This window comes from Salinicola lusitanus (assembly GCF_038648475.1).
GTDB lineage: Bacteria > Pseudomonadota > Gammaproteobacteria > Pseudomonadales > Halomonadaceae > Salinicola > Salinicola lusitanus.
Window position 1 is genome coordinate 1,808,778 of the sequence record NZ_CP151919.1, and the last position, 25,064, is coordinate 1,833,841.

General features: G+C 65.4%; 24 protein-coding genes. 8 read left to right on the forward strand and 16 right to left on the reverse strand.

Annotated features, from left to right (window positions below; translation table 11 throughout):
- Positions 1-103 precede the first annotated feature (103 nt).
- The 4 genes from AAGT95_RS08380 to AAGT95_RS08395 all read right to left on the reverse strand — a co-directional run bounded on the left by AAGT95_RS08380 (position 104) and on the right by AAGT95_RS08395 (position 3,604).
- Positions 104-778, reverse strand: a complete 675-nt coding sequence (locus AAGT95_RS08380) for a DUF1028 domain-containing protein (RefSeq protein ID WP_342596179.1) — start codon at positions 776-778, stop codon at positions 104-106.
- Positions 779-816: 38 nt separating this feature from the next.
- Positions 817-1,635, reverse strand: coding sequence for an ABC transporter permease (locus AAGT95_RS08385; RefSeq protein ID WP_342596180.1), 819 nt, complete (start codon positions 1,633-1,635; stop codon positions 817-819).
- Position 1,636: 1 nt separating this feature from the next.
- Positions 1,637-2,491, reverse strand: a complete 855-nt coding sequence (locus tag AAGT95_RS08390; RefSeq protein ID WP_342596181.1) for an ABC transporter permease — start codon at positions 2,489-2,491, stop codon at positions 1,637-1,639.
- A gap of 87 nt (positions 2,492-2,578) precedes the next feature.
- Positions 2,579-3,604 (reverse strand): polyamine ABC transporter substrate-binding protein, encoded by a 1,026-nt coding sequence (locus tag AAGT95_RS08395; protein ID WP_342596182.1) that lies wholly within the window; start codon positions 3,602-3,604, stop codon positions 2,579-2,581.
- A gap of 403 nt (positions 3,605-4,007) precedes the next feature.
- On the opposite strand from AAGT95_RS08395, the gene AAGT95_RS08400 reads away from it, so the two are divergent.
- The gene (locus AAGT95_RS08400) at positions 4,008-4,982 is read left to right on the forward strand and encodes a LysR family transcriptional regulator (protein WP_110715680.1); all 975 of its coding nucleotides are present in this window, start codon (positions 4,008-4,010) and stop codon (positions 4,980-4,982) included.
- A 113-nt stretch (positions 4,983-5,095) separates the two neighbouring features.
- Here the strand turns inward: AAGT95_RS08400 and AAGT95_RS08405 are convergent, their stop codons facing one another.
- From AAGT95_RS08405 to phnD, 10 genes are all read right to left on the reverse strand, one after another.
- Positions 5,096-6,028 carry a glyoxylate/hydroxypyruvate reductase A gene (locus AAGT95_RS08405; protein WP_342596183.1) on the reverse strand — a complete coding sequence of 311 codons (933 nt, stop codon included), beginning with the start codon at positions 6,026-6,028 and terminating at the stop codon, positions 5,096-5,098.
- Complete coding sequence (locus tag AAGT95_RS08410) at positions 6,025-6,471, reverse strand: type II 3-dehydroquinate dehydratase (RefSeq protein ID WP_110715682.1); 447 nt, start codon at positions 6,469-6,471, stop codon at positions 6,025-6,027. Before AAGT95_RS08410 ends, AAGT95_RS08405 begins: the two co-directional genes overlap by 4 nt.
- 15 nt (positions 6,472-6,486) lie before the next feature.
- Positions 6,487-7,116 carry a glutathione S-transferase family protein gene (locus tag AAGT95_RS08415; RefSeq protein WP_342596184.1) on the reverse strand — a complete coding sequence of 210 codons (630 nt, stop codon included), beginning with the start codon at positions 7,114-7,116 and terminating at the stop codon, positions 6,487-6,489.
- Positions 7,117-7,154: 38 nt separating this feature from the next.
- Positions 7,155-8,156: an NAD(P)H-quinone oxidoreductase gene (locus AAGT95_RS08420; RefSeq protein ID WP_342596185.1), complete on the reverse strand. Its 1,002-nt coding sequence runs from the start codon at positions 8,154-8,156 to the stop codon at positions 7,155-7,157.
- A 35-nt stretch (positions 8,157-8,191) separates the two neighbouring features.
- Complete coding sequence (locus AAGT95_RS08425; protein WP_342596186.1) at positions 8,192-9,352, reverse strand: ABC transporter ATP-binding protein; 1,161 nt, start codon at positions 9,350-9,352, stop codon at positions 8,192-8,194.
- 31 nt (positions 9,353-9,383) lie between these two features.
- Positions 9,384-9,824 (reverse strand): RidA family protein, encoded by a 441-nt coding sequence (locus tag AAGT95_RS08430; RefSeq protein ID WP_342596187.1) that lies wholly within the window; start codon positions 9,822-9,824, stop codon positions 9,384-9,386.
- A 144-nt stretch (positions 9,825-9,968) separates the two neighbouring features.
- Positions 9,969-10,772 (reverse strand): phosphonate ABC transporter, permease protein PhnE, encoded by an 804-nt coding sequence (phnE, locus tag AAGT95_RS08435; protein ID WP_110597599.1) that lies wholly within the window; start codon positions 10,770-10,772, stop codon positions 9,969-9,971.
- On the reverse strand, positions 10,769-11,587 hold the full coding sequence (phnE, locus tag AAGT95_RS08440; protein ID WP_342596188.1) for a phosphonate ABC transporter, permease protein PhnE: 819 nt from the start codon (positions 11,585-11,587) through the stop codon (positions 10,769-10,771). Before phnE (AAGT95_RS08440) ends, phnE (AAGT95_RS08435) begins: the two co-directional genes overlap by 4 nt.
- Positions 11,584-12,381 carry a phosphonate ABC transporter ATP-binding protein gene (phnC, locus tag AAGT95_RS08445; protein ID WP_110597597.1) on the reverse strand — a complete coding sequence of 266 codons (798 nt, stop codon included), beginning with the start codon at positions 12,379-12,381 and terminating at the stop codon, positions 11,584-11,586. Before phnC ends, phnE (AAGT95_RS08440) begins: the two co-directional genes overlap by 4 nt.
- Positions 12,382-12,447: 66 nt before the next feature.
- Positions 12,448-13,458 carry a phosphate/phosphite/phosphonate ABC transporter substrate-binding protein gene (gene phnD, locus AAGT95_RS08450; protein ID WP_342596189.1) on the reverse strand — a complete coding sequence of 337 codons (1,011 nt, stop codon included), beginning with the start codon at positions 13,456-13,458 and terminating at the stop codon, positions 12,448-12,450.
- A 242-nt stretch (positions 13,459-13,700) separates the two neighbouring features.
- Here phnD and dksA point away from each other — a divergent pair, with 242 nt between their 5' ends.
- The 3 genes from dksA (at position 13,701) to AAGT95_RS08465 (ending at position 16,807) form a co-directional block, all read left to right on the forward strand.
- Positions 13,701-14,132 (forward strand): RNA polymerase-binding protein DksA, encoded by a 432-nt coding sequence (gene dksA / locus AAGT95_RS08455; RefSeq protein ID WP_342596190.1) that lies wholly within the window; start codon positions 13,701-13,703, stop codon positions 14,130-14,132.
- Positions 14,133-14,232: 100 nt separating this feature from the next.
- Positions 14,233-15,468 carry a zinc metallochaperone GTPase ZigA gene (zigA, locus tag AAGT95_RS08460; RefSeq protein WP_342596191.1) on the forward strand — a complete coding sequence of 412 codons (1,236 nt, stop codon included), beginning with the start codon at positions 14,233-14,235 and terminating at the stop codon, positions 15,466-15,468.
- Between the two features lie 238 nt (positions 15,469-15,706).
- Complete coding sequence (locus tag AAGT95_RS08465) at positions 15,707-16,807, forward strand: NADH:flavin oxidoreductase/NADH oxidase (protein WP_342596192.1); 1,101 nt, start codon at positions 15,707-15,709, stop codon at positions 16,805-16,807.
- A gap of 242 nt (positions 16,808-17,049) precedes the next feature.
- On the opposite strand, the gene AAGT95_RS08470 is transcribed toward AAGT95_RS08465, so the two are convergent.
- Both AAGT95_RS08470 and AAGT95_RS08475 read right to left on the reverse strand, forming a co-directional pair.
- Entirely contained in the window at positions 17,050-18,963 is a 1,914-nt protein-coding gene (locus tag AAGT95_RS08470; protein WP_342596193.1) for a propionyl-CoA synthetase, read from the reverse strand.
- A gap of 268 nt (positions 18,964-19,231) precedes the next feature.
- Positions 19,232-20,098 carry an aldo/keto reductase family oxidoreductase gene (locus tag AAGT95_RS08475; RefSeq protein ID WP_110676086.1) on the reverse strand — a complete coding sequence of 289 codons (867 nt, stop codon included), beginning with the start codon at positions 20,096-20,098 and terminating at the stop codon, positions 19,232-19,234.
- A 119-nt stretch (positions 20,099-20,217) separates the two neighbouring features.
- On the opposite strand from AAGT95_RS08475, the gene AAGT95_RS08480 reads away from it, so the two are divergent.
- From AAGT95_RS08480 to AAGT95_RS08495, 4 genes are all read left to right on the forward strand, one after another.
- Complete coding sequence (locus tag AAGT95_RS08480) at positions 20,218-21,117, forward strand: LysR family transcriptional regulator (RefSeq protein WP_342596194.1); 900 nt, start codon at positions 20,218-20,220, stop codon at positions 21,115-21,117.
- Between the two features lie 59 nt (positions 21,118-21,176).
- Entirely contained in the window at positions 21,177-22,109 is a 933-nt protein-coding gene (locus AAGT95_RS08485) for a LysR substrate-binding domain-containing protein (protein WP_342596195.1), read from the forward strand.
- Between the two features lie 113 nt (positions 22,110-22,222).
- Positions 22,223-23,491: an amidohydrolase family protein gene (locus tag AAGT95_RS08490; RefSeq protein ID WP_342596196.1), complete on the forward strand. Its 1,269-nt coding sequence runs from the start codon at positions 22,223-22,225 to the stop codon at positions 23,489-23,491.
- A 113-nt stretch (positions 23,492-23,604) separates the two neighbouring features.
- Entirely contained in the window at positions 23,605-24,993 is a 1,389-nt protein-coding gene (locus tag AAGT95_RS08495; protein WP_342596197.1) for a sodium:solute symporter family protein, read from the forward strand.
- Positions 24,994-25,064 lie beyond the last annotated feature (71 nt).

Below are 25,064 nucleotides of genomic sequence, written 5' to 3' on the forward strand. Positions count from 1 at the left end.
CACGTGACCCCGGCGTGCCTTGCGGATCGCGTGCGGCGTGTGGATCGGGTACGGCGACGGCCAATGCTCGCCTGAGCTATGCCGGTCGGCGCCAACCGCTGCATCATTCGTTGCCCGGGACGCCGTAGCTGGGCGCCTGGGTCGGGTCGAATGCGCGGGTGAGGTAGTCCTGCATCTGAGGCCGATAGGCGGCCCAGAGCGTCGCCAACTGCTCGATTGGTGCCTCGTCCGCCCAGTCCACGCGCAAATCGACGATCGGCCAACTCGGCTCCCCGACCACCAGCAGCGCCGCCGAATGTACCGGCCCGGCTTCACCCCCGGCGGTCATTGCCGCCTGCATCGCCGCGATCAAGCGGTCGGCCAGCGGGCCCCGGTGGGTCTCGAACGCTCGCACCAGTACCTCGATCACGTCTCGGCTGGCCAGCAGATTGCCGGCACCGACGCACTGCTTGCCTGCGACGGCGTGGTGGCAGCCCAGCGTCTCGTCGCCGCTGAAGTGGGCGGTGCGGCCTTGTGCGTCGACCACCGCCAATTGCCGATACTGGCAATGAGCATCGGTGGCCAGCGCCGTGTCCCGTGCCTGCGCCGGGGATGCGCCCTGGGCCAGACACGCCAGCACTCGCTCGCCGAGTGCGGGTAGCGTCACGTTCTGGGTGGAGACCGCCCCGATACCGGGACGCAGCCAGGGACATCGGGCCCCCACGGCGATACTCGAGGAACTGATGGCGATCCCCATCTGCCCGGTCTCGGCGCAACGCCCCGTGATGGAAAAGGTCATGCGTCGTCTCTCCTGGATGAGGTCACGCGAGCGCGCATTCAGCGCGGTGCGTCGACGTTGAGAATCCGGCCCAGACCGAGAAAACGGTTGGCCAGGGTGAGCAGGGTGGCCGTGATCACGATGTAGATCACCGACAGCGCGGCCAGCGTCGGGTCAGCGAACTCGCGAACGTAGTTGTACATCGCCACCGGCAGCGTCTGGGTGCGTTGGGTCGTGATGAACAGTGACGCGGTGAATTCGTTGAACGAGAGAATCGCGGCGAACAGCCACCCGCCGAACAGGCCTGGCAGCATCAGCGGAACCGTGATGGTCCACACCACCCGCAGTGGCGAGGCACCGAGGCTGGCCGCCGCCATCTCGACCCGATCGCCCAGGTTCTGAAGCGAAACGTACAGACTGCGCAGCACGAACGGCAGCACGAGCACGACATGGCAGAAGATCACCAGCGCGTAGCCGCGTCCCAGATTCAACTGTGCCACCAGCATCAGCAGGCCGAGACCGATAGTGAAATGGGGGATGAACAGCGGCGACAGCAGGATGCCCTCCAGCACGGCCTTGAAGCGGAATGTGTAGCGGTGGATGACGATTGCCAGGGTCGTGCCGATGAACACGGCGAGCGTCGAGGCCCAGGCGGTGACGATCAGCCCCGAGTAGAAACCGCTTCTGAAGTCGTCGTAGCTCACGGCGCGTTCGAACCAGCGCAGCGACCAGCCCTTGGGCGGGAAGAAGAGCACCGAGGTACTGCTGAAAGAGGAGATGACCACCACCACCGTCGGCAGCAGCACGAAGAGCAGGATCAGGGCCACCAGGAGGCGTCCGGCGTAGCCCAGCCATCGATCACGGGTCGAGCGAGTCATTTCAGTGGGTCCCTACGTTCTGCAGCGGTCGGGTCATACGCTTGAGCGCGGCCAGCAGCACTACCGTCATCGCTAGGCCGGCCATGCTCAGGGCGGCGGCGAAGGGGAAGTTCAGCGACGAAAAGCCCAACTGGTAGACCAGCGTGGCGACGGTACTCACGCGTCCGCCACCGATCAGCTGCGGTGTGGCGAAGGCGCTGAACGTCCAGGCGAAGGCGGTCGTCACGCTGGCGACGACACCCGGTAGCGACAGCGGCAGCGTGATGGTCAGGAAGGCCCTGAAGGGGCTTGCGCCCAGGCTGGTGGCGGCCTTTTCGTAGGCGATGTCGATGTGTGACAGGCCGGTCGCCAGCATGAGTACCATGATCGGCATGGTGACGTGGACCAGCGCCAGTACCACGCCGGTGTTGGTGAACATCAGTTGCAGCGGTTTGTCGATCAGCCCGATGGCCAGCAGCAGGCTATTGAGGAAGCCGCTGTTGCCAAGCACGATGATCCAAGAGTATGTCCGCACCACCTCGCCGAGGAACAGCGGCGTGATGGCGATGATCAGGATGCACGACTTCAACCATGCGGTGCGTGTGCGTACCAGCGTATAGGCCAGTGGGTAGCTCAGCAGTAGTCCGAACAGCGCGGTCTTGAAGCTCAACCACACGGTATTGAGAAAGGCGCGTGCATAGAGGCCCTTCAACAGGTCCTGAAAGTTGTCGAGCGTGAAGCCGCCCACGTCCAGCGAGCCTGGAATGTACGCGCGCACGCTGTACTGAAGCACGGTCAGCATGGCGATCGTCAGGCCGAGAGCGGTGAGCACCGCCGGCAGCAGGAACCAACCGACGAAGGCAGGTCTACGAGTCATGGGGCTTTCCATCGAGCACGGTCGGGAGAAACGACCACCGGGGGAGAGCCTCGGCGGCCGGGTCTTGAGCCTTTGGAGTCACAATGATCAATGCGTCATGATGTTTTCCGAGAACCACTTGCGCCATTCGGCGGTCATCTCGGCCCGCAGCTTGGGATCGGTGTCCAGCGTGGCGTCCCACTGCTCGGCCGTCGTCAGCATGCCCGGCAGTTTGGCGATTTCCGGGTCGACCGTCGCATTGGTCACGACCGGACTGCCGTTGTTGATCTCGGCGATTTTCGCCTGGACTTCCGGCGACAGTGCGATGTTCATGAACTGGTAGGCTAGATCGGCGTGTTCGCTGCCCTTGTTGATGCCCATGGCATCGATGCCAAGCACGGCGCCTTCCTTTGGCATCGCCAGTTCGATGTCCACGCCTTCGTCCATCATGTGGTAGGCGTTCATCGACAGCAGCAGCTGTACTGGCGTCTCCCCGGTGGCGATCAACTGCTGGCTGTTGGCGTCGTTGGTATAGAACGCCTTGATATTGGGAATGAGCGCCTTGAGCTTGTCCTGGCCGGCCTCCCAGTGCTCGGCGTCGGCACCTTCGAGCTTGGCGGCCACAGCGATGATATGGCTCGGATCCCAGTCGGGTAGTGCGATGGTGCCCTCGAGCTCGGGATTCCACAGGTCTTCCCAGCTGTCGAAGGTGATGTCGTCCGGCACCAAGTCCGGGCGATAGCCGATGGTGTAGACGTAGCCCCACACGCCGATGTGATTCGGGCTCAGCTTGGCCTGATGCACGAGATTCTTGGCATTGGGGATCTTGCCCATGTCCAGGTCCTCAAACAGGCCGTCGTTGGCGTAGAGCCAACCCACGTGGGACGTGGTAAAGGTGATATCGGTTTCGGCACTGCCAGCCAGCTTGGCCTTGTTGAGACGGTCGATGGTGCCGCCGGTCACGTATTCGACCTCGACGCCGGTCTGTCGGGTGAACTCCTGGCCGATGGCCTCGTCGATGAGATCGCGGAAACTGCCGCCCCAGGTGCTGACGATCAACTTGTCGGCAGCGTTCGCACTTGAGATGCCCATCAGGCTGGCACTCAGCAGGGTCAGAGCGATGGCTTTATGCATTGTTTTAGCTCTCGTTCGATGGTCGAAAGGCGTGGTGTCGGGCAGCTCGTGATGCCGTCGTATCGCGTGAGCGTCGACGGAATACGACGCGGTCACTTGAGACATGGCGATCAGCCGTTCACCGTTCGAGGCCATCATGGCCTCGCGCGGCGGGATCGGTAAAACAGCCTTTGCCGTTGCCTTGCGTAGGAATTTCCGATGCAGCATGGCGCGGGGCGGCGCCAGGCTCGTGGGCATCGCCGGCGCCTCGGCAGGCACTGACGCATCGAGACACGCTGTCGTATGATCGAGGCCGAGAGGCGGGGCGCTCGTGCTCAAACGCCGTGGCCACTGCCGCATGCGCCGTCTTGCGAACTCGCCATCGTCGCTTCGAAAAGCGCTATCTTCGTATCGAGAACCCGCCATGCTCAGTCGAATCACACAACGCCAACTCGAATACTTTGTCGCCTCCGGCGAGGCAGGCAGTCTGCATGGCGCGTCCGAGCGCCTGCATGTCTCCTCGCCCTCGATCTCGGCCGCGATCAGCCATATCGAGTCCGAGCTGGGTGTTCAGCTCTTCGTGCGGCATCACGCCCAGGGGGTCTCGCTCACGGCGATTGGCCGCGAGGTGATGAAAGAGGCGAAGCTGATTCTCGACCAAGTGAGCAATCTCTACACCATCGCCTCGGAGTCGCTGAACACCATTCGGGGCCCCCTGCGCGTCGGCTGCTTCGGCTCGCTGGCACCGATGATCACGCCCGAGCTGGTGTTCGGTTTCGGGCGGGCGTTTCCAGGGGTTCGCATCAGTCAGTTCGAGGGCGACTACGAGCAGCTATTGGCCAAGCTGCGAAGCGCGGAGATCGACATCGCCCTGACCTACGATCTGGTATCGAACGACGATATCGATTTCCAGCCGCTGGCTCGGCTACCGCCCTACGTGATGGTGGGAGAGCATCACCCGTTCGCGAATCTGTCGGCGGTGACGATGGACGATCTGGAAACCCACCCCATGGTCCTGCTGGACATGCCGTGGAGCCGGGAATACTTCCTCAGTCTGTTCCTGCCTGCCGGGGTCACGCCGAACGTCGTGATGCGGTCGAGCAATCTCGAGGTGGTTCGGGCGATGGTCGCCAACGGCGTCGGCTACAGCATCGCCAACGTGCGTCCCAAGGCCAATCTGTCACTGGACGGCAAGCGTCTGATTCGCGTGAGGCTGGCAGGCGAGCACCGGCCCATGCAGTTGGGCTACGCCGTCGCCAGGAACGGGCAGCTGTCGCGCGTGGTCAGCGCCTTCGCCGAGCGCTGCCGGATGTTCGTGTCCGACCAGTACATTCCCGGTATGGCGGCGCCGAGCTTCTTCGACCCGCATTCGGTCCGTGCGATCGAGGATGTGGGCTGAGGGCGCCGGCGACAGCGAACACCGGGGCTGACATCGGGGATTGAGAGTGGCGCGGGGTCGGGACGGTTTTCCTGGATCGTAGGAGAGTCGTCGTAAATCCAGTAGCCGTGGATCTAGTAGCCGCGAGCCGGACTCACCTGATGCCGCACTGTTTCGCCGCGCTCGAGACGGCCGATATTGTCGGCGATTTGGCGCGCGGCGGACTCGGGAATGGCCACCGAGGCGAGGTGCGGCGTGATCAGTACGTTGTCCAGTTGCCACAAGGGATCTTCCGGCGGCAGCGGCTCACGGTCGAACACGTCCAGCGTGGCCTCGGCAATGCGCCGGCTGGTTAGGGCCTCGGTCAGCGCCCGCTGGTCGACGATCGCGCCTCGGGAAACGTTGATGAAGCAGGCTCCCGGTGGCAGTAGCGCCAGGCGCTCGGCACTCAGAAGTCCACGAGTCTCGGGCGTCAGCGGCAGCATCGTGACCAGGATATCGCTCGCGGCGATAAAGTCGTCGAGCCGTGGCATGCCGTCGACGCAGGTCACACCTTCCAGCCGTTTGGGCGAGCGCGACCAGCCGCGGACATCGAATCCCTGACGGGCCAGCTCCCGCGCGGCGCAGGCGCCCAGCTCGCCGAGTCCCAGCACGCCGACGCGGATACTACCCGGTAGCCGGGGGTGCAGATAGTGCCAGCGTCGCTCGCGCTGGGCGCGTTCGAAGGCGGGAATGTCGCGGGCGTAGCGGAGGACGGCGAAGAGCACGTAGCTTGCCATCATCCGCCCCATGTCGGGGTCGGAGACGCGGGTGATCGGAATGGCCGGCAGGTCGTCGCGACCGACCAGCGAGTCGACGCCGGCGCCCAGGTTCACCAGCAGCTTCAGGTTACGGTAGCGGGTGAAGAAACCCTCGGGCGGTTTCCAGGCCAGCGCATAGAGCACGCTGTCCGCATCGTCGACATCCGCCGCCTGACGGATTCGTACCTGGGGCAGCAGCGGCGAGAGAAGATCGCGCCACGCCTCGAAGCTGTCGAACTGACTGTAGAACACCAGCGTCGGCGTCATGCCCGGTCCTCCAGCAGCTCCGCCACGGCCGACAGCGCCAGGCGATAGCCGGTGGCGCCCAGGCCCGCGACAACACCGGTCGCTGCCTTCGACACGTAGGAGTGGTGGCGAAAGCTTTCGCGCTGCCAGATATTGCTCATGTGGACTTCGATGATCGGGCCGTCGAAGGCGAGCAGCGCGTCGAGAATCGGTACCGAACTGTAGGTGAGTCCCGCGGCGTTGATGATGAGGGCATCGGCGCTCTGACGCGCTTCCTGAATCCAGTCCACCAGCACGCCCTCGTGGTTGCTCTGGCGGAACTCGAGGGTCAGTTCGAGCGCGCCGGCGTGGCGCTGGCAACCCTGCTCTATGCTGGCGAAGCTCTCGCTGCCGTAGGTGCCATGCTTGTCGAGGCCATAGAGATTGGCATTGGGACCGTTGAGAAAGTAGACACGATGGGACATGGAGACTCCGGAATCTCAGGGCTGGGGCTGCGTGGAGCGCAGGGCCGGGTGCTGGCTCAAGCGCTCGAACCAGGCCGCGGCGCGGGGATGGTCGCGTCGCCAGTCGAGATCGGCGAAGCGGAAGTCGAGATAGCCCAAGGCGCACCCGAAGGTGATCACGCCGATGTCGTCCGGCTGGTCGCTGAGGGTGGGTGACTGCGCATCGATCTCGGCCAGTGCGGCGCGAACCTTGATCAACTGTGCCTCGGCCCAGGGCGGCCACTGAGCCGTTGCCGGGCGGGCGGTGAACTCGTAGCGCGCCAGCAAAGCGGCATCGATCAGGCCATCTCCCAACGCTTGGCGCGTCAGGCTGATCCAGCGTGCATCGCCCTCAGCGGGGAACAGCGAGCCGCCGGCGACGGTATTCAGGTATTCGCAGATGACGCGGCTGTCGTAGAGCGATATGCCGCCGGGTGCGCGCAGCGCCGGCACCTTGGCCAGCGGATTGAACGCGGCGATGCGCTCGTCGCGCTTCACCGGGTGGGCGGCAGAATCGAGCCGCTCGATGCGATCGGCCAGACCCAGAACCTGGGCGCTGATCATGACCTTGCGCACGAAGGCGGAAGTCGAGGCGTAGTACAGCAGGAAACGGGTCGAATCGCCCATGGGGGCTCCTTGTTCTTGTCGGGCGCCAGGGCTGGCGTTCAATCGGTGCCGGGGACCAGCAACACCTTGCCGATGTTCTCGTTGGCTTCGAGGCAGCGATGGGCCTCGGCGGCTCGCGAGAGCGGTAGCGTGGCGTGAATCAATGGACGCACGTCGCCCGAGGCCAGCCACGGCAGCAGATGCTGGCGGATGGCCGCGGCCAGGCGTGCCTTCTCCTCGTGGCTCTTGGGGCGCAACGTCGAGGAGGTCAGGTTCAGGCCCTTGCGCATCAGCACCGACAGATCCAGCTCGATGTGCTGGCCCTGCATGAACGACAGGCTGACGTGGCGCCCGCCTGGGGCCATGGCCGCCAGATTCCTGGCCACGTAGGGTCCGCCGACGTTGTCCAGCACCACGTCGACGCCGCGGCCTTCGGTCATGTCAGCGATGACATCGACGAAATCTTCCTCGTGACGATCCACGGCGCGCCAGACGCCGAGCTTTTGCAACGCGGCGATCTTGACCGCGCCACCTGCGGTCGCGATCACGCGGGCGCCGGCGGCATGAGCGCACTGCACGGCGAAGGTTCCCACGCCGCTGGCGGCGCCGTGAATCAGGACGGTCTCGCCCGCCGTCAGCCGCCCGCGCTCGAACAGGTTGTGCCAAACGGTGAAGGCCGCTTCGGGAACACCCGCGGCGTCCTCCAGAGAGAGGCCGGCGGGCACGGGCAGGCAGTGAGCGGCGACGGCCATGCAGTATTCGGCGTATCCGCCGCCGCCGAGCAGTGCCATGACGCGTTCGCCGACACTGATGTCGGTCACGCCGTCACCCACGGCAACGACAGTGCCGGCGGCTTCCAGACCCAGCACGTCGGTGGTGCCTGGCGGTAGCGGCGCACCGCTGCGCTGCATCAGGTCCGGGCGGTTCACGCCGGCCGCCGCGACACGAACGAGGACTTCGCCTCGGCTCACGGCGGGTAGCGCGCGCTTTACACAGGTGAGAACGTCCGGGGCGCCTGGTTGACGGGCGATCACGGCCAGCATGGTATCGGGCAAGGGCATGGCGGGGTGCTCCTGTTCAGCGGCTATCGTGTCGATCAAGCAGACGTCGTGTCGGCGGCGAAGGCACAGATGCCGTCGTCTTCGAAGGCCAGACCGGCGACCGTGCCCACGGGCCAGCGAGTCAGGGATTCGACCCCCGAGCGGCGCACGAACAGCCGCGCCTGATCCAGCGACGGCACGTCCAGATGAACGTCGACGTGATCGCCCTGGAACACGTGATTGATCACCGTGCCGGTCAGTAGCGTGTCGCCGTTCAGTGGCACCAGATGAATGTTTTCGGGACGCGCGTAGACCGCCAGACGCGCTCCTACCGAGGCATGAATGCGATCGACGGGCAGGCGCAGCGTGGCGTCGCCCAGCTCGATGTTGGCGGCGTCGTCACGGCTCAGATAGCGCCCCGGGAGCACGTTGGCATCACCGACGAAACCAGCCACGAACGGGTCTTCCGGGGAGCGATAGATGGCATCCGGCGTGCCGATCTGGCGCACGTGCCCGGCGGACATCACCACCACGCGGTCGCTCATGCTCAACGCTTCGCCCTGGTCGTGGGTGACGAAGACCGTGGTCACGCCCAGCTTGCGCTGAATCTCCTTCAACTCGAGTTGCATCGACAGGCGCAGGTTCTTATCCAGCGCCGAGAAGGGTTCGTCGAGCAGCAGCACCTTGGGCCGAATCACCAGGGCACGGGCGAGGGCGACTCGCTGCTGTTGACCGCCGGAGAGCTCGCGCGGCATACGCTCGCCGAAGCCCTCAAGCTTCACCAGCGCCAGCGCCTGGGCGACTCGTTCATCGATCTCTGCCTTCGGCGTGCCGCGCATGCGCAGCCCATAGCCGACATTCTTGACCACGCTCATGTGAGGGAAGAGCGCGTAGTTCTGGAACACGATGCCGATTTCCCGCTGGTAGGGCGGGGTCTCGGTAACCAGTTGGCCATCGATGAAGATCTCGCCATTGTCGGCTTCGAGAAAGCCGGCCATGAGATTCAAGAGCGTCGTCTTGCCGCAGCCCGATGGGCCGAGAAGCGTGACGAATTCACCCTCGCGGATCTTCAGCGAGATCTTCTGCAGCGCGATCGCATCACCGAAGCGTTTGAGAATGCCGTCGAGTTGCACCGCGACACGCTCGGGCGTGGTGGCTGGCGAGCCGACGGCGGACGCCGGGGCGGCGGAAGGTGGACTCAGGGATACGGTCGCCACGGGCAGCTCCGATTGTTGGAAGGTGGGAGGGTCAGAGTGCTGAAATTTCAGAGGAAACGGTGTCTTCGGGAATGACGGCGATGACGTCGATCTCCATCAGCCACTGCGGCTGTCCCAGTGCCGAGACCACGAGCCCGGTGGAGATCGGATAGACGCCCTTCAGCCATTTGCCGACCTCCTGGTAGACCGGTTCGCGGTAGCGTGGATCGATAAGGTAGGTGGTCGTCTTGACGATGTGCGAGAGGTCCGAGCCGGCCTCTTCCAGTAACTGCTTGACGTTCTTCATCGCCTGCTCTGCCTGGGCCCTAGGGTCGCCCAGGCCGACGAGAACGCCGTCGAAGTCGGTGCCGACCTGACCGCGAACGTAGATCGTATTGCCCGCCCGTACGGCCTGGCACAGGTCGTTGTCCAGCGACTGATTGGGATAGGTCTCTTTGGTGTTGAACATGCGAATGCGGGTATGGGTTGGCATGCCGGGCGACTCTCGAGGATCGGGATGGATCAAGCTTTGCATCCCGGCCGCCACGGCGAAACCAGCATTTACATAGGGTCATGCTTAGGAAAAGCCGAAGCGACCTTCCCCGGCGCGTGAACGCCGGGAAAAGGAGGTCCCGGGTCAGATGACCTTCTTGCGTAGCCAGGCGGCGAGCGCTTCGCCCAGGATGACCAGGGCGATGATCGCCAGCAGGATGGTGGCGACGGTCTGCCACGCCAGCGTGTCGATGGCGCCCTGCAGGATCACGCCGATTCCGCCGGCGCCGACCAGGCCGAGTACGGTCGACTCGCGCAGGTTGATGTCCCAGCGCAGGATGCCGACCGCGAAGAAAGTCGGCATGACCTGCGGCACGATCGCGTAGAGCACTACCTTGGCCCGCGAGGCGCCGGTCGCTTCCAGCGCCTCCACCGGACGGCGATCGATCTCCTCGATCGCCTCGCCCAGCAGTTTGCCGAGAAAGCCGATCGACCGGAACATGATCGCGATGATCCCGGCCAGCACGCCGGGGCCGAAGATCGCCACGAACAGCAGAGCCCAGATCAGCGTGTTGACCGAGCGGCTCGAGACCAGGATGAAACGCCCCAGCCATAGCGTGAAACGGTTGGGGGTCGTGTTCTGGGCCGCGATGTAGGCGATCGGCAGCGACAGGAAGATGGCCACGAACGTGGCGATGGTGGCGATGTTGAGCGTCTCGACCAGGGCCCAAAGAATCGCCCGCAGGTTGCTCACGTCCGGCGGCACCATGCGTCCGAACAGGTCACCGACCTGGGCCGGGGCATCCCACACCCAGGGCCAGATGATATCGATGCTCTCCACCGCCCACACCACGGCCGCCGCCACGACCAGCATTGTCAGGAAGCGCTTCCAGCGCTGCTGCGGGGTATAGCGCGCCCAGGTGCGCTCGGCAACGGTCTGCTGGGTCATCCGATGTTCCTCCTGATCCGACCGCTGATCGCTTCGCTGACCAGAATCACGCCGATGATCACCAGCGTGATCGCCAGGGCGAAGTCGTAGTCGTAGCGGCCGAAAGCGTTCATCAGCGTCGAGCCGATGCCGCCGGCGCCGACGATGCCGACCACCGCCGACGCCCGCAGATTGCTGTCGAGCTGATAGATGCCGAGACCGATCTGGCGCGGCATGATCTGCGGCAGCACGGCGAACTGCAGCACGCTGATATAGCGGGTGCCGCTGGCACGTAGCGCTTCCACCTGACCCCAGTCGATCTCCTCGATTCGCTCGGCCAGCATCTTGGCGACGAAGCCGATCGAGTAGAGCGTCAGCGTCAGGATCCCGGCCACCGGACCGAACCCCACCGCCTTGACGAACAGGATCGCCACGATCACCGGATGGAAGCTGCGTGCGAGGATGATGATGGCCCGGCCGATCATGTAGATCGGCCTGGCGGCGATGTTGCGGGCCGCCATGAAGGCGATGGGAACGCTCAACGCGAGACCGAGCAGTGTCGCCAGGATGGCGATCTGCAGGCTTTCGAGGAAGCCGTCGATGAGCAGCTCATAGCGGTCGAAGTTGGGCGGAAAGGCGCCGGAGAAGATCCGCGCGGCACGGGTCATGCCCTGGCTGATGCGATCGAGATCGAACGGCAGGATCGAGATCGCCCACACGGCGTAGATCGCGACGCCGACGACCAGCCCCCAACGCAGCACTGGATTGGCGATGAACGGTGGCTTGCTCCAGTGTCGCCGTGACGACGGGACCGTCTGATCGGTGCTGGTGCTCATGACACCACCGCCGGGGAGTGGGCCGGACCGCTCTCGGCCTGCTGACGTGCTTCCCCCGGCGTGCCGCTGTAGACGGCATCCATCGCCTCCTGATCCAGGTCGGCGGGAACGCCGTCGAAGATCAGTTTGCCGAATCGCATGCCGACGATGCGCTGGGTGTATTCCCGCGCTTCGGCCACGTTGTGGATGTTGATCAGTACCGGGAGCGACAGCTCCTGGGAGAGCGTCTGCAGAAGCTCCATGATCTGGCGCGAGCTCACCGGATCCAGCGAGGCCGTGGGCTCGTCGGCGAGCAGAATTTCCGGTTGCTGCATCAACGCCCGAACCACGCCGACACGCTGACGTTCGCCACCGGAGAGCGCATCGGCGCGTTTGTTGGCGTAGTGCGCGATGCCGACGCGCTCCATCAGGTGGTAGGCGCGTTCGATGTCTTCCGCCGGGTACTTGCGCAGTGCCGCCCGCCAGTAGGGGATGTAACCCAGCCTCCCGCACTGGACGTTCTCCATCACCGTCAGGCGATCCACCAGGTTGAAGCCCTGGAAGATCATCCCGATGCGCCGGCGCGCCTTGCGCAGCTCTTCACGCTTGAGATGCGTCAACTCCAGGCCGTTGAGCTCGATGCTGCCTTCCGTGGGTTCCACCAGTCGGTTGATGCAGCGCAGCAGGGTGCTCTTGCCGGCCCCCGAAGCGCCGATGATCGATACCACCGATTCTCCGGGAACGTCGAGATCGAGCCCGCGCAGCACCGGCTCGCCATGGCCGTACCGTTTGATCAGATTCTGAATGCGCAGCATGGGAGATCCTCTGTGACGGCGCCATCGGCCTTCATGGCCGATGGCGCCGTCTGGTGGGTCGGCGGATTACTCGACGTTTTCCTGGGAGTAGACGACGCCGTTGGCATCCTGGATGTCGCGGATGACTTCCCAGTCCTTCTGGTAAGTGACCGGGACGAACTTGGTCACGCCGTCGAACTCCTCGCCCAGCTCGGTGCCGTTCATGTCGAAGCTGAAGAAGGCCTCCTTGATCTTGTCGATCAGCTCGGGCTTGAGGTTGTAGGCATAGGTATAGGAGGTGGTGGGGAAGCGCTTGGACTCGAACACGATCTTGACCTCTTCCGGGTCGTAGAGACCCCGCTCGGCCATCCGATCGACCACCTCGGAGGCGACCGGTGCCGCGTCGTAGTCCCCCGCCACCACGCCCAGCATCGACTGGTCGTGGGAGCCCGAGTAGACCACTTCGTAGTCTTCGTCGGGGGTGATGCCCTGCTTCGGGAACAGGGCACGCGGTGCCAGGTTGCCGGAGTTGGAGGTGGGGGAGGTGTGCGCGACGCGCTTGCCCTTGAGATCGCTCAACTCGTCGATGCCGCTGTCCTTGCGGGTGTAGACCTGCAAGGTATAGCCGAACTCGCCGTCGTCGCTGCCCATGATCGCGAACGGCACCGCCCCGGCGAGGTTGACCGCGAACGGCGTCGGCCCGGTGGAGAAGCCCGCGACCTGGATGCGCCCGCTGCGCATCGCTTCGATCTCGGCAGCATTCGACTGCACGGCGTAGAAGCGAACGTCCTTGCCGGTGACGTCGCGGAGGTGCTCGATGAACGGCTCCCAGATATCGGCGTAGATCGCCGGGTCCTCGACCGGGGTATAGGCGAAGACCAGCGGATCGGGATCGAGATACTGGGATTCGTCGGTCGGCGCATCGGCGACCAGATCGCCATCGGCGTCGCAGTACATGGGCGCCAGGTCCCCGCGTTGCGGGCACGCATCGGCGGCCTGAGCCGAGAGAGCGAGGCCGCAGCCGAGCAGCAGCGTGGTCAGCAGGGAAAGCGGCAGGCGCAGCGAGGGGGAGCTGGAGGATTCGAGGCGTCGTAGCATGGCGGATCTCCTGGAGCGGAGGTTGTTATAGGCGACACCGGCTGCGCGATTTGTCGATCTCTTTGGAGGCGCTTTGGGTGTCATGGTTTTGTCACAGTGTGCGCAAAATCCGCCGTAAAGCGCATACGACTTTCGCTAATGACTGCGTTTCATGTTCGTTTCCGAGCAGAAAAGAAGAGTGTTGGTGTTTTTATTGTTATGTTATAACATTAATTGGCCAGGACGCTCCGGAGGAGATCGCCATGCCGTCACCGCTTATCGAGGAAGAGAGCCAACTGCTGGCCATGCCCGAGGATGCCTACATGAACGAGGCTCAGCTCGACTTCTTTCGACGGCGTCTGCTGGCGGAGCAGGCGGATCTTGAAGTCGCGCTTGAAGAGACTCGCCGCACCATCGTCGACAGCCGTGGCGTCGGCGACGAGGCCGATCTGGCCGCCAACGAGGAGACGTTGCGTCTGCTGCTGCGTCAGGCCGACCGCGAGACCCGGCTGCTGCGCAAGGTTGCCGGTACCCTGAAGCGCTTGGACGAGGGCGACTATGGGTTCTGCGAAGAGACCGGCGCGCCGATCGGCCTGCGACGATTGTTGCTGAGACCCACCGCCACGCTCTGCCTGGAGGCCAAGCAGCGCCAGGAGCAGCGCGAACACCACTATGCCAAGCGCCGCAGCGCCTGACTCCAAACGCTGCAGCGTGAGAGGCGCTACGGCTCCGCGGCCCTGACACGCGCCGCACCAGCCGCGTCCTGGCAACGACCGATGCCGTGAGGAAACGATCATGAGTGAAAAAACACCGAGTGAACCGCGCCCCATGGCGCAGCCGCTTCCCGTCACCGTGCTGTCCGGCTTTCTCGGCGCCGGCAAGACCACGCTGCTCAACCACCTGCTCAACAACCGTGACGGCCGCCGTATCGCGGTGATCGTCAACGACATGAGCGAGATCAATATCGATGCCGCCCTGGTCGAGCGCGAAGTCGATCTCAACCGTGCCGAAGAGAAGCTGGTCGAGATGAGCAACGGCTGCATCTGCTGCACCCTGCGCGAAGACCTGCTGATCGAGGTGAATCGCCTCGCCGAGGAGGGGCGCTTCGACTACCTGGTGATCGAGTCCACCGGCATCTCCGAGCCGCTGCCGGTGGCGGAGACCTTCACCTTCGAGGATGAACACGGCCGCAGCCTGTCGCAGGTGGCGCGCCTGGATACCCTGGTCACGGTGGTCGACGGCGCCAACTTCCTGACCCAGTACTACGAGGCCAAATCGCTGGCCGAGGCCGGTGAAAGCCTGGGCGAGGAGGACGAGCGCAACGTCGCCGACCTGCTGGTCGACCAGATCGAGTTCTGCGACGTGCTGCTGATCTCCAAGAGCGATCTGATCGACGCTGCTCAGCTCGCCGAAGTCGAGGCGGTGCTCAGAACCCTCAATCCGGACGCCGAGATCCACGCCATCAGCCACGGCCAGATCGCCCTGGATCGGGTGCTCGATACTGGCCGCTTCAGTTTCGATAAGGCCCAGCTCGCCCCGGGCTGGCTCAAGGAGCTGCGCGGCGAGCATGTCCCCGAGACCGAGGAGTACGGCATCAGCAGCTTCAGCTTCGAAGCGCGCCGGCCGTTCCACCCGCAGCGCTTCTTCGAGCTGTTGCACGGCGACTGGGGCGACGGCCGCCTGCTGCGCTCCAAGGGCTTCTTCTGGCTCGCCAGCCGGCCCGAGTTCGCCGGCCAGTGGAGCCTGGCCGGCGGCATTGCCCACCACGGCTTCGCCGGTCTGTTCTGGCGAGCGGTGCCCGAGTCGCGCTGGCCCCAGGACCCGGAGTATCTCGCCTCGATCCGGGAGAAGTGGGAAGAACCCTTCGGCGACATGCGCCAGGAGCTGGTGTTCATCGGCCAGGGGCTCGACGTGGCGCACATCCGCCGCCGCCTGGAAGCCTGCCTGCTCGACGACGACGAACTGGCCCGCGGCAAGGTGTACTGGAAAAGCTTGCCCGATCCCTTTCCCGACTGGGGTGTCGCCGCCTGAGCCTGCTGTTGACGACTCGCTATGGTCTGGTCTCCACCAGAGCTTCCCCGGTAACCCCTCGCGGTTTACCGGGGTTTTTTTGGCCGCCATAGTCAGCGGTCATCGTGCGAGTGGTCATTCACGACCTCGACAGCCGCCCGGTGGATGTTTGGTTCCGCCATCAAGATGCAGATATTGCTAAAAAATTATTAGCAAGCTACATTTTTGCCATCATCCGTCTCAGTCAGGAACAGGATTCATGGCATCTCCCAAGCTGTTTACACCGTTCAAGCTCGCCGAGCTCGAGCTGCCCAACCGTATCGTGATCTCGCCGATGTGCCAGTACTCGGCCGACGGCGAGGGCAGCATGACCGATTGGCATACGATCCACCTGGGCCAGCTGGCGCTCTCCGGCGCCGGCCTGCTGATCATCGAGGCCTCGGCGGTGGCCGAAGCGGGACGTATCACCCCGGGCGACGTCGGGCTCTATTCCGACGCCAACGAGCAGGCGATGGCGCGTACGCTCGCCTCGGTACGCGCTCACTCGCCGATGCCCATCGGCATCCAGCTCGGCCACGCCGGGCGCAAGGCCTCCTGCCAGGCCCCCTGGGAGGGCGGCAAGCAGTTGAGCCTGGAGGCGGGAGGATGGCAGACCCTGGCGCCCTCCGACGTGCCCTATCAGGACGATCAGCGCCCGCCGCAGGCGATGACGCTCGACGATATCGACGCGCTCAAGGCGGATTTCGTCGCCGCGGCGAAGCGTGCCGAGCGTCTCGGCTTCGATCTGATCGAGCTGCACGCGGCCCACGGCTATCTGCTGCATCAGTTCCTGTCGCCGCTCTCCAACCAGCGCGAGGACGCCTACGGCGGCAGCCTGGAGAACCGCATGCGCCTGGTCCTCGAGATCTTCGAGGCGGTGCGCGAGGTATTCCCGGCAGACAAGCCGGTGGGCATTCGCATCTCCGGCAGCGACTGGGTCGAAGGCGGCTGGGATCTGGAGCAGAGCGTGGCCCTGGCTCAGGCGCTGGACGCCCGCGGCTGCAGCTTCATCGACTGCTCCGGTGGCGGGCTCGACCCGCGCCAGGCGCTCGATGTGGGCCCCAGCTACCAGGTGCCGTTCGCCCGGCGCATGAAGCAGGAGGTCGCCATGCCGGTGATCGCGGTGGGTCTGATCACCGAGCCGGAGCAGGCCGAAGGGATCGTCTTCAGCGGCGAGGCCGACGCCGTGGCGCTGGCCCGCGGCATGCTCTTCGATCCGCGCTGGCCGTGGCACGCCGCAGCCAAGCTGGGGGCCAGCGTGCACGCACCCAAGCAGTATCTACGCAGCCAGCCGCATACCTTGAAAGGGCTATTCGGCTAGGTTTTTCGGCAGGGACGTTTCGGCTGGCGCGATTCGAGAGCGGACGCACGCGCAGGCATTTTCCTGTACACCCCTCTTGGCGCTCATTTCCAAACCCTCTGGCGATGGGCGCCGGGGGCATGGCAAAGCGAGGGTCCCTTGCCATGGATGCAAAAGTAGCGCCCAGGGATGGGTTCACAGCGCCCTCACGACGCCCTGCCGCCGGATAAGCCCACGTCGCTTGGCGGCTGTGAAAGACGTTCTTAGCAAGTGTCGTCCACCCCCTTGGGCGCCCCCTCGCGCAGCTTGGCGATCGCCTCGCGGGCATCCTCCAGGCTGGTCGGATCGTCGATGGTGGCGGGCACGTCGAAGGTCTCCCCGTCGGCGATCTGGCGCAGCGCGCGGCGCAGGATCTTGCCCGAACGGGTCTTGGGCAGGCGGTCTACCACCCGCACCTGCTTGAAACTCGCCACCGGGCCGATCCGTTCCCGCACCAGGGCGACCAGCTCCCGCTCCAGCTTGGCGTGGTCGCCATCGAAGCCATCCTTGGGGATCACCAGGCCCAGCGGTAATTGCCCCTTGAGCGCATCCTGGGCGCCGATCACCGCGCACTCGGCCACCGCCGGGTGCGAGCCGAGTACCTCCTCCATCTCGCCGGTGGAGAGCCGGTGGCCGGCGACGTTGATCACATCGTCGGTGCGCCCCATCACGAACAGGTAGCCGTCCTCGTCGATATAGCCACCGTCGCCGGTGAGGTAGTAACCCGGATAGGTGGCCAGGTAGGCGCTGTACAGGCGCTCGGGGTCGCCCCAGATACCGGCGAGGCAGCCCGGCGGCAGCGGCTGCTTGATCACCACGCTACCCTCGGTCAGCGCGCCCACCTCCTCGCCGTGGCGATCGAGGATGCGCACATCGTAGCCCGGCACCGGGAAGGTGGCGGAGCCGGCGCGGGTGGGCACCGGGTCGAGCCCCAGCGGATCGGCGGCGATCGCCCAGCCGGTCTCGGTCTGCCACCAGTGGTCGACGATCGGCACGTCGAGATGCGCCTTGAGCCAGTGGTAGGTGGGTGGGTCGAGACGCTCCCCGGCGAGGAATAGCGAGCGCAGGCTGGAGAGGTCGTAGCCCTCCTTCAGCCGCGCCTCGGGGTCCTCCTTCTTGATCGCGCGGAAGGCCGTAGGCGCGGTGAAGAAGCTCTTCACCCGATACGCCTCGATCACCCGCCAGAAGGCGCCGGCATCGGGAGTGCGCACCGGCTTGCCCTCGTAGACCACCGTGCTGGCGCCGCGCAGCAGCGGGCCGTAGACGATGTAGGAGTGGCCCACGACCCAGCCCACGTCGGAGGCGGAGAAGAACACCTCACCCGGGGCGATGTCGTAGATCGTCTCCATCGAGTAGTGCAGCGCCACGGCGTAGCCGCCGGTATCGCGTACCACGCCCTTGGGACGGCCGGTGGTGCCGGAGGTGTAGAGGATGTAGAGCGGGTCGGTGGCCTTGACCGGAACGCAGTCGGCGGGCTCGGCCGTGGCCATCAGCGTCTTCCACTCGGCCTCGCCGGGGCCGAGCTCGGCGCGGCAGGCGTCGCGCTGCAGGTAGACGCAGTGAGCCACCGCATGGGCGCTGCGCGACAGCGCCTCGCGCACGATCGGTTGGTAGGCCACCACGCGGCCGGGCTCGAGCCCGCAGGAGGCCGCTACTACCACCCTGGGCTTGGCGTCCTCGATCCGTGCCGCCAGCTCGCGGGCGGCGAAACCGCCGAACACCACCGAGTGGATGGCGCCGAGGCGTGCGCAGGCGAGCATCGCGATCAACGCCTCCGGCACCATCGGCATGTAGATCACCACGCGCTCGCCCGGGGTCACGCCCAGCCCGCGCAGGGCGCCGGCGCAGCGGGCGGTGGCATCGCGCAGCTCACGATAGGTGTAGCGCCGCTGCTGGCCGCTGAGCGGCGAGTCCCAGTAGAGCGCGATGCGCTCGCCGTGCCCCTGCTCGACGTGATGGTCGAGGGCGGCATGGCACAGATTGAGCTCGCCATCGCCGAACCAGCGGGCGTGTCCGTTTGCGTCGTAGGCGAGCGCTCGGGTCGGCGGGGTGAACCAGGGCAGACGCCGGGCCTGGCGCATCCAGAAGGCTTCCGGGTCCTCGAGGGAGGCTCGGTACTCGTCCTGATAACGGCTCATGGCATACCCCGCTGAAGTGCCTGCCCGGCCCATCCCGCCGGGGCTTGATGACACTGTATGAGGGGTAACGTCCGACGACCGTCAGACCATCGGCTAGCTTCGACGAATGGACGCCGAACCGGGCACGATGGGTGATCGTGTTCGGTGCGCTGGCGTCACCCCTGCGATCTCCTCGGAGGGCGAAGTCGCGCTCGGCCCGGGCCATCGTGTCCGCGCGCCGTACTACCGGGTAATCCATGGCTGCCGGGCGCGGGGGAGACCCAATGAATCAGTCGCCGATGCGGTCCAGCCGTGCCATCTGCGCCGCGGGAATCTCCAGCGCTGCCGCCTGGATATTCTGCTGCAGATGATCGGGAGACGAAGTCCCGGGGATCAGCAGGATATTGGGTGAACGAGCCAGCAGCCAGGCCAGTGCTACCTGCATCGGGGTGGCGTCCAGCGTCGCCGCGACCTCGGTGAGCGTCTGCGACTGGAGTGGGGTGAATCCGCCCAGCGGGAAGAACGGCACGTAGGGAATGCCCTCCGCGGCCAGCTGATCGATCAGCGCATCGTCGGCGCGGTTGGCCAGGTTGAACTGGTTCTGCACGCAGACGATGGGCACGATCTTCTGTCCGTCGGCCACCTGGGTCGGCGTGACATTGCTCAGGCCGATATGCTTGATCAGGCCGCGCTCGCGAAGTTCCGCCAGTGTCGTCAGCGGGGCCTCCAGCGAGCCCTCCGCCGGCCCATGCACATCCAGCATGCTGCGCAGGTTGACGACCTCCATCTGCTCGAGCCCCAGATTGCGCAGGTTGTCTTCCACAGCCTGGGTCAGCTCGGCGGGCGAGAGGGCGGGCAGCCAGGCGCCGGTGTCATCGCGCCGGGCACTGACCTTGGTGACGAGGCAGAGATCGCTCGGATAGGGGTGCAACGCCTGCTTGATGAGCTGATTGGTGATGTGGGGGCCGTAGAAGTCCGAGGTGTCGATATGATCGATACCGGCGGCGATGGCCGCCTCGAGGACCTGCAACGCCCGCGCCGGATCCTTGGGCGGACCGAACACGCCGGGGCCGGCGAGCTGCATCGCCCCATAGCCCAGTCGTTTGACCCGTCGGTTGCCGAGTGGGTAGGTGCCAGCCTTGTCGATGAGGGACATGCGTTCACTCCTGTGTCGAGGTCGGGGCGTCAGATGCCCCGATGTCCCCTCATGGTAGGCGCGTCAGTGCTGTGCGACTATTGCCCTCAATACATACAAGGTGTGCGGAGAAATGCACAATGAGTGCCGATCTCGGTGATCTTCAGGTCGTGCTGGCCGTGGCCAGAGCCAAGGGGTTTCGGGAAGCGGCGCGGCTGAGCGGTAGCAGTGCGTCGCGCTTGAGCGATGCGGTGCGGCGTGCCGAGACGGCGCTGGGCATTCGGCTGTTTCATCGCACCACGCGGGCGGTGACGCTGACCGAGGCCGGCGCTGCCCTGGTCGCGCGGCTGGCGCCAGCGGTCCAGGAGGTCGAAAACGCGCTGGATGCGATCAACGGCTTTCGGGATCGCCCCGCCGGCACGCTACGCCTCAATGTCCCGGTCAGTGCGGCGCGGCTGATCCTGCCATCGATCCTGCCCGATTTCCTCAAGGCTTACCCGGAGATCCGCGTGGAGGTCACCGCCGACAGTGCGGCGACGGATACGCTGGCGGCGGGCTTCGATGCCGGCATTCGCTATGACGAACTGCTCGAGCAGGACATGATCGCCGTGCCCATCGGTCCGCGCGAGCAGCGTTTTGCGCTGGTGGCCTCGCCCGACTACCTGGCGCGTCGAGGCACGCCCACGCACCCCCGCGAGCTGCTGCAGCATGCCTGTATCCGTGGCCGCTTCACCAACGGTAACCGGGCGGCATGGGAGTTCGAGCGCGGCGAGGAGTCGATGCGCATCGAGCCCACCGGCCCTTTGACGATCAGCATCGGCGGCGGCGTGGATCTTGGTGTCGAAGCGGCACTGCAAGGCGTCGGCCTGATCATGCTCTTCGAGCAGTGGCTTGAACCGTACCTTCAAAGCGGCGCGCTGGTGCCGGTGCTCGAATCCTGGTGGCCGCGGTTCACGGGACCCTATCTCTACTATTCGGATCGAAGGCTGGTACCCGCGCCGCTACGGGCCTTCATCGATTTCGTTCGCGATCACGGCTAGCGTTCCCGGCGGCGCAATAACGTATCCTGAGCCTCTTCGCCGCTTCCCTGGAGCTTTCCATGCGCATGTCGCCGCTGCCGCCGCTCAACGCTCTGATCGCTTTCGAAGCGGCGGTGAGACACATGAGTTTCACTCGCGCCGCGGTCGAGCTGAATCTGTCCCAGAGCGCGGTGAGCCGCCAGATCGTTCATCTCGAGCAATTTCTGGGACGCAAGCTTTTCATCCGCGAGCAGCGCCAGCTGACGCTGACCCGTGCGGGCGAAACCTATGCGCTGCAGGTGCGCTCGATTCTGGACGACTGTGTCAACGCCACCGCCGAGGTGATGAAGAGCACTGGCGAGAACGAGTTGACGGTGGCCTGTACCGCGGGGGTGGCCCAGTTCTGGATGGCGCCACGGCTGGGCGATTTCCGGCGTCAGTACCCCAACTTCAAGCTGCGCCTGATCGTGCGCGACGGCGTGACTTCGCTCTCCTCGTTCGAGTTCGATATCGGGCTCTACTATCTGAAACAGGCGTCCCTGCCAGGATTCGAAACCACTCATGCGATCCCCGAGAAGGTCTTCCCGGTCTGCGCGCCCGCCTATCTCGCGGCGTGTCGCGAGCGTTACGGCCTGGGCGAGCACCAGAAGCTCGAGCCCGAGCATATCCTGCAGGAGACGCTGTTGACCCTGGAGGATGCCCAGAGCCTGTGGATCTCCTGGCGCGACTGGTTTCAATACCACGATGTGACCATCTCGCCGTCGACCCAGGCGGTGATCTTCAATCACTACCCCACGCTGGTCGAAATGGCGGTATTCGAGCAAGGCATCGTGCTCGGCTGGCGCCACGTCATCGACAGCCAGATCGAGCGTGGCCGCCTGGTGGTCGCCTCTGACCACTGGGCCAGCCATGGCGGCGGCTACTATCTGATCACGCCGGACGAGCGTCGGGAAAACGTCGCCACGCGCTGTTTCAAGCGCTGGCTGCTGGAGATATCACCGCGGGAAGCGTGAGCGGGCGATCGATGCGCTGGCCGCATGCTGCCATGCGTTTTTAGCGCTTTTCATGGGCTCGAGGCGCTGGGTAGGCTCAAGCCATATTCGAGTCACCCACAAGAGCCCAAGCCATGACCGAACCTACCTCCTCCCGCGCCACCCCGGCGGTGCTGTTCCGTAATGCCAGCCTGGTCGACGGATCCTCCCCGCAGCCACGGGCCGGCGTGCACGTCTTGGTCGAGGGTGACCGCATCACCCAGGTTTCCGACTCGCCGATCGAGGCACCCCGGGACGCCCGCGTGATCGACCTCGAAGGGCGCACGCTGATGCCGGGCCTGATCGACTGCCATGTCCACGTGATCGCGACCACGGCCGATCTCGGTGCCAACGCGCTGCTGCCGGACGCCCTGGTGGCCGCGCGCGCGACACCGATCATGGAAGGCATGCTGATGCGAGGCTTCACCACGGTGCGCGACGTGGGCGGTGCCGATCGGGGCATCCAGCAGGCGGTGGCGGAAGGGCTCTTCGTCGGGCCGCGTCTGGTGATCTGCGGCAAGGCGCTCTCCCAGACGGGCGGGCACAACGATTATCGCGGCTTCTATGACGAGCGTGACGATCAGTACCAGACCCGGCGACTGGGATCGATGGGCCGTATCTGCGACGGCGTCGAATCGGTGCGTCGTGCGGTGCGCCAGGAGATCAAGGCCGGCGCCCAGTTCATCAAGGTGATGGCCAACGGCGGCGTCTCCTCGCCCAGCGATCCGATCGATTTCCTGAGTTTCTCGGTGGACGAGCTCAAGACCATCGTCGAGGAGGCCAGCAACGCCCAGACCTATGTCAGCGCTCATCTCTACACCGACGAGGCGATTCGACGTGCCGTCGAGGCCGGCGTCCGCTCGCTCGAGCACTGCAACCTGATCACGGCGGACACGGCCCGACTGGCAGCGGAGCGTGGTGCCATGGCCTGTCCCACCCTGGTGACCTACGAACGTCTCAAGATCGAAGGCGCCGACTACGGTCTCAAGCCCGAGTCGGTGGCCAAGATCGACGACGTGCGCCTGGCCGGGCTGGAGAGTCTGGTGACCATGCGCGAGGCCGGCCTGGAGATGGCCTACGGCACCGATCTGCTCGGCGAGATGCATCCGCATCAGTCGGAGGAGTTCGTGATCCGCGCCCAGGTCCTGCCGGCCCATGAGGTGATCCGCAGCGCCACCGCCACGGCGGCCAAGCTGCTGCGGATGGAGGGCGAGATCGGCTGTGTCGCGCCGGGGGCGTGGGCGGATTTGATCGTGGTCGACGGCAATCCACTGGAAGACATGAGCCTGCTGGCCGGCCAGGGCAAGCACCTGTCGCTGATCATGCAGGGCGGCCGTGCGGTCAAGGATCGCTTGAGCCGCTGACACCCGTTCGATCCGGGGCTAGCGTTCGCACCGGGTCGGCACAACGACATGCAAGACAGTCACGACGCATAACAATCACGACTCATAACAAACAAGAACGGGAGGCTGCGATCATGCAGGCATTCTTCGTCATCGCGTATATCGTGTTGATGGTCGTCATCGGGCTCTACTTCTCGCGACGCAAGGTTCACGACGACACCGACTTCATCGTGGCGGGGCGTTCGCTCTCCACGCTGGTGCTGACCGCGACGCTGCTGGCCACCTTCGTCGGCTCCGGCTCCATCGTCGGCGGCGCCAGCTTCGTGTTCCAGCACGGCCCGGGGGCGGCAATCTTCTTCTTCGCCGGCACGCCGATCGCGGCGCTGGTGGTCTACTTCCTGCTGGCGCAGAAGATGCGGCGTTCGCGCGCCACCACCATTCCCGGGCTGATCGAGGAGCGGTTCGGCTCCACGGCGCGCTCGATCGCATCACTGATCATCCTGCTGGCCTACGTCGGCATCGTCTCCTACCAGTTCACCGGGGCGGGCCAGGCGCTCAACCTGGCGTTCGGCCTGCCGGTGTGGCAGGGGGTGGTGATCGCCGCGCTGGTGATGATCGGGCTGGCGACCATGGGCGGGCTGGTCTCGGTGGCCTATACCGACTACCTGAGCGCCATCATCATCTTTGGCAGCATGCTGATCGCCTTGCCGCTGGTGCTGACTCGGCTGGGCGGTCTCGGCGACATGATGGATGCGCTGCCGGCCACGCACCAGACACTGCTCGGCGGTCTCACGCCATGGCAGGCGCTGGGCTATTTCCTGCCGCTGTTCCTGCTCATCCTGGGCGACCAGAACCTGTTTCAGCGCTTTGCCGCCGCGCGGGATCCGGCCACCGCCAAGAAGGCCGCGATGGGGCTGGTCATCGCCTCCATCGTCTGCACTTCGCTGATTACCCTGCTGGTCTGTGCCACGCGGGTGATGTATCCCGATATCACGCCGTCGACCGCGATGATGACCCTGGCCCAGCAGGGGTTGCCCACGGTGGTCGGCGGGCTGCTGCTGGCGTCTCTGGTGGCGCTGCTGCTGACCACCGGCAACTCGTACCTGCTGTCGGCCTCGGCCAGCCTGACCCAGGACATTCTCGGTGGATTGCTGAGACTGAATATCCCGGCGGGCAAGGCGCTGCTCGTCAACCGGTTGACCGTGGTCGGGTTGGGCATTCTGGCCTGGGTCCTGGGGGCGTTCTTCCCCAGCGTGCTGGCGATGCAGATGTACTCCTACGGCATGTACGGGGCGGCGATCACCCCGGTGTTCCTGGCCGCGCTGCTGTGGCCACGGGCGACTCCGGCCGGGGCGCTGGCGGCGATGATCGTCGGCGGCGTGATGACGCTGGTGTGGGAGATCGCGCTCGGCAAGCCGATGGGCTGGAACAGCGTGCTGGTGGCGATGCCGCTGGCGGCGGTGACGCTGATCGGCGTGAGTCTCGCCGGGCGGAGGCAGCCCACGGTGTCCGCCGGCGCCTGACGCGCGCGGCGGTAGCGCGGAAACCAAGCGGCCGGGCCATCATCGATGGCCCGGCCGCTCTGTCTTGGCCA

Bases quoted from the DNA above. Each gene is read 5' to 3' on its own strand.
- AAGT95_RS08400 (WP_110715680.1), top strand. From the start codon at position 4,008: ATGCTCAGTCGAATCACACAACGCCAACTCGAATACTTTGTCGCCTCC.
- AAGT95_RS08475 (WP_110676086.1), bottom strand. From the start codon at position 20,098: ATGTCCCTCATCGACAAGGCTGGCACCTACCCACTCGGCAACCGACGG.
- AAGT95_RS08390 (WP_342596181.1), bottom strand. From the start codon at position 2,491: ATGACTCGTAGACCTGCCTTCGTCGGTTGGTTCCTGCTGCCGGCGGTG.
- AAGT95_RS08380 (WP_342596179.1), bottom strand. From the start codon at position 778: ATGACCTTTTCCATCACGGGGCGTTGCGCCGAGACCGGGCAGATGGGG.
- AAGT95_RS08490 (WP_342596196.1), top strand. From the start codon at position 22,223: ATGACCGAACCTACCTCCTCCCGCGCCACCCCGGCGGTGCTGTTCCGT.
- AAGT95_RS08395 (WP_342596182.1), bottom strand. From the start codon at position 3,604: ATGCATAAAGCCATCGCTCTGACCCTGCTGAGTGCCAGCCTGATGGGC.
- phnC (WP_110597597.1), bottom strand. From the start codon at position 12,381: ATGCTGCGCATTCAGAATCTGATCAAACGGTACGGCCATGGCGAGCCG.
- AAGT95_RS08465 (WP_342596192.1), top strand. From the start codon at position 15,707: ATGGCATCTCCCAAGCTGTTTACACCGTTCAAGCTCGCCGAGCTCGAG.
- AAGT95_RS08430 (WP_342596187.1), bottom strand. From the start codon at position 9,824: ATGCCAACCCATACCCGCATTCGCATGTTCAACACCAAAGAGACCTAT.
- AAGT95_RS08405 (WP_342596183.1), bottom strand. From the start codon at position 6,028: ATGACGCCGACGCTGGTGTTCTACAGTCAGTTCGACAGCTTCGAGGCG.
- phnE (WP_110597599.1), bottom strand. From the start codon at position 10,772: ATGACCCAGCAGACCGTTGCCGAGCGCACCTGGGCGCGCTATACCCCG.
- AAGT95_RS08385 (WP_342596180.1), bottom strand. From the start codon at position 1,635: ATGACTCGCTCGACCCGTGATCGATGGCTGGGCTACGCCGGACGCCTC.
- AAGT95_RS08420 (WP_342596185.1), bottom strand. From the start codon at position 8,156: ATGCCCTTGCCCGATACCATGCTGGCCGTGATCGCCCGTCAACCAGGC.
- AAGT95_RS08485 (WP_342596195.1), top strand. From the start codon at position 21,177: ATGCGCATGTCGCCGCTGCCGCCGCTCAACGCTCTGATCGCTTTCGAA.
- phnD (WP_342596189.1), bottom strand. From the start codon at position 13,458: ATGCTACGACGCCTCGAATCCTCCAGCTCCCCCTCGCTGCGCCTGCCG.
- phnE (WP_342596188.1), bottom strand. From the start codon at position 11,587: ATGAGCACCAGCACCGATCAGACGGTCCCGTCGTCACGGCGACACTGG.
- zigA (WP_342596191.1), top strand. From the start codon at position 14,233: ATGAGTGAAAAAACACCGAGTGAACCGCGCCCCATGGCGCAGCCGCTT.
- AAGT95_RS08480 (WP_342596194.1), top strand. From the start codon at position 20,218: ATGAGTGCCGATCTCGGTGATCTTCAGGTCGTGCTGGCCGTGGCCAGA.
- AAGT95_RS08410 (WP_110715682.1), bottom strand. From the start codon at position 6,471: ATGTCCCATCGTGTCTACTTTCTCAACGGTCCCAATGCCAATCTCTAT.
- AAGT95_RS08470 (WP_342596193.1), bottom strand. From the start codon at position 18,963: ATGAGCCGTTATCAGGACGAGTACCGAGCCTCCCTCGAGGACCCGGAA.
- AAGT95_RS08415 (WP_342596184.1), bottom strand. From the start codon at position 7,116: ATGGGCGATTCGACCCGTTTCCTGCTGTACTACGCCTCGACTTCCGCC.
- AAGT95_RS08495 (WP_342596197.1), top strand. From the start codon at position 23,605: ATGCAGGCATTCTTCGTCATCGCGTATATCGTGTTGATGGTCGTCATC.
- dksA (WP_342596190.1), top strand. From the start codon at position 13,701: ATGCCGTCACCGCTTATCGAGGAAGAGAGCCAACTGCTGGCCATGCCC.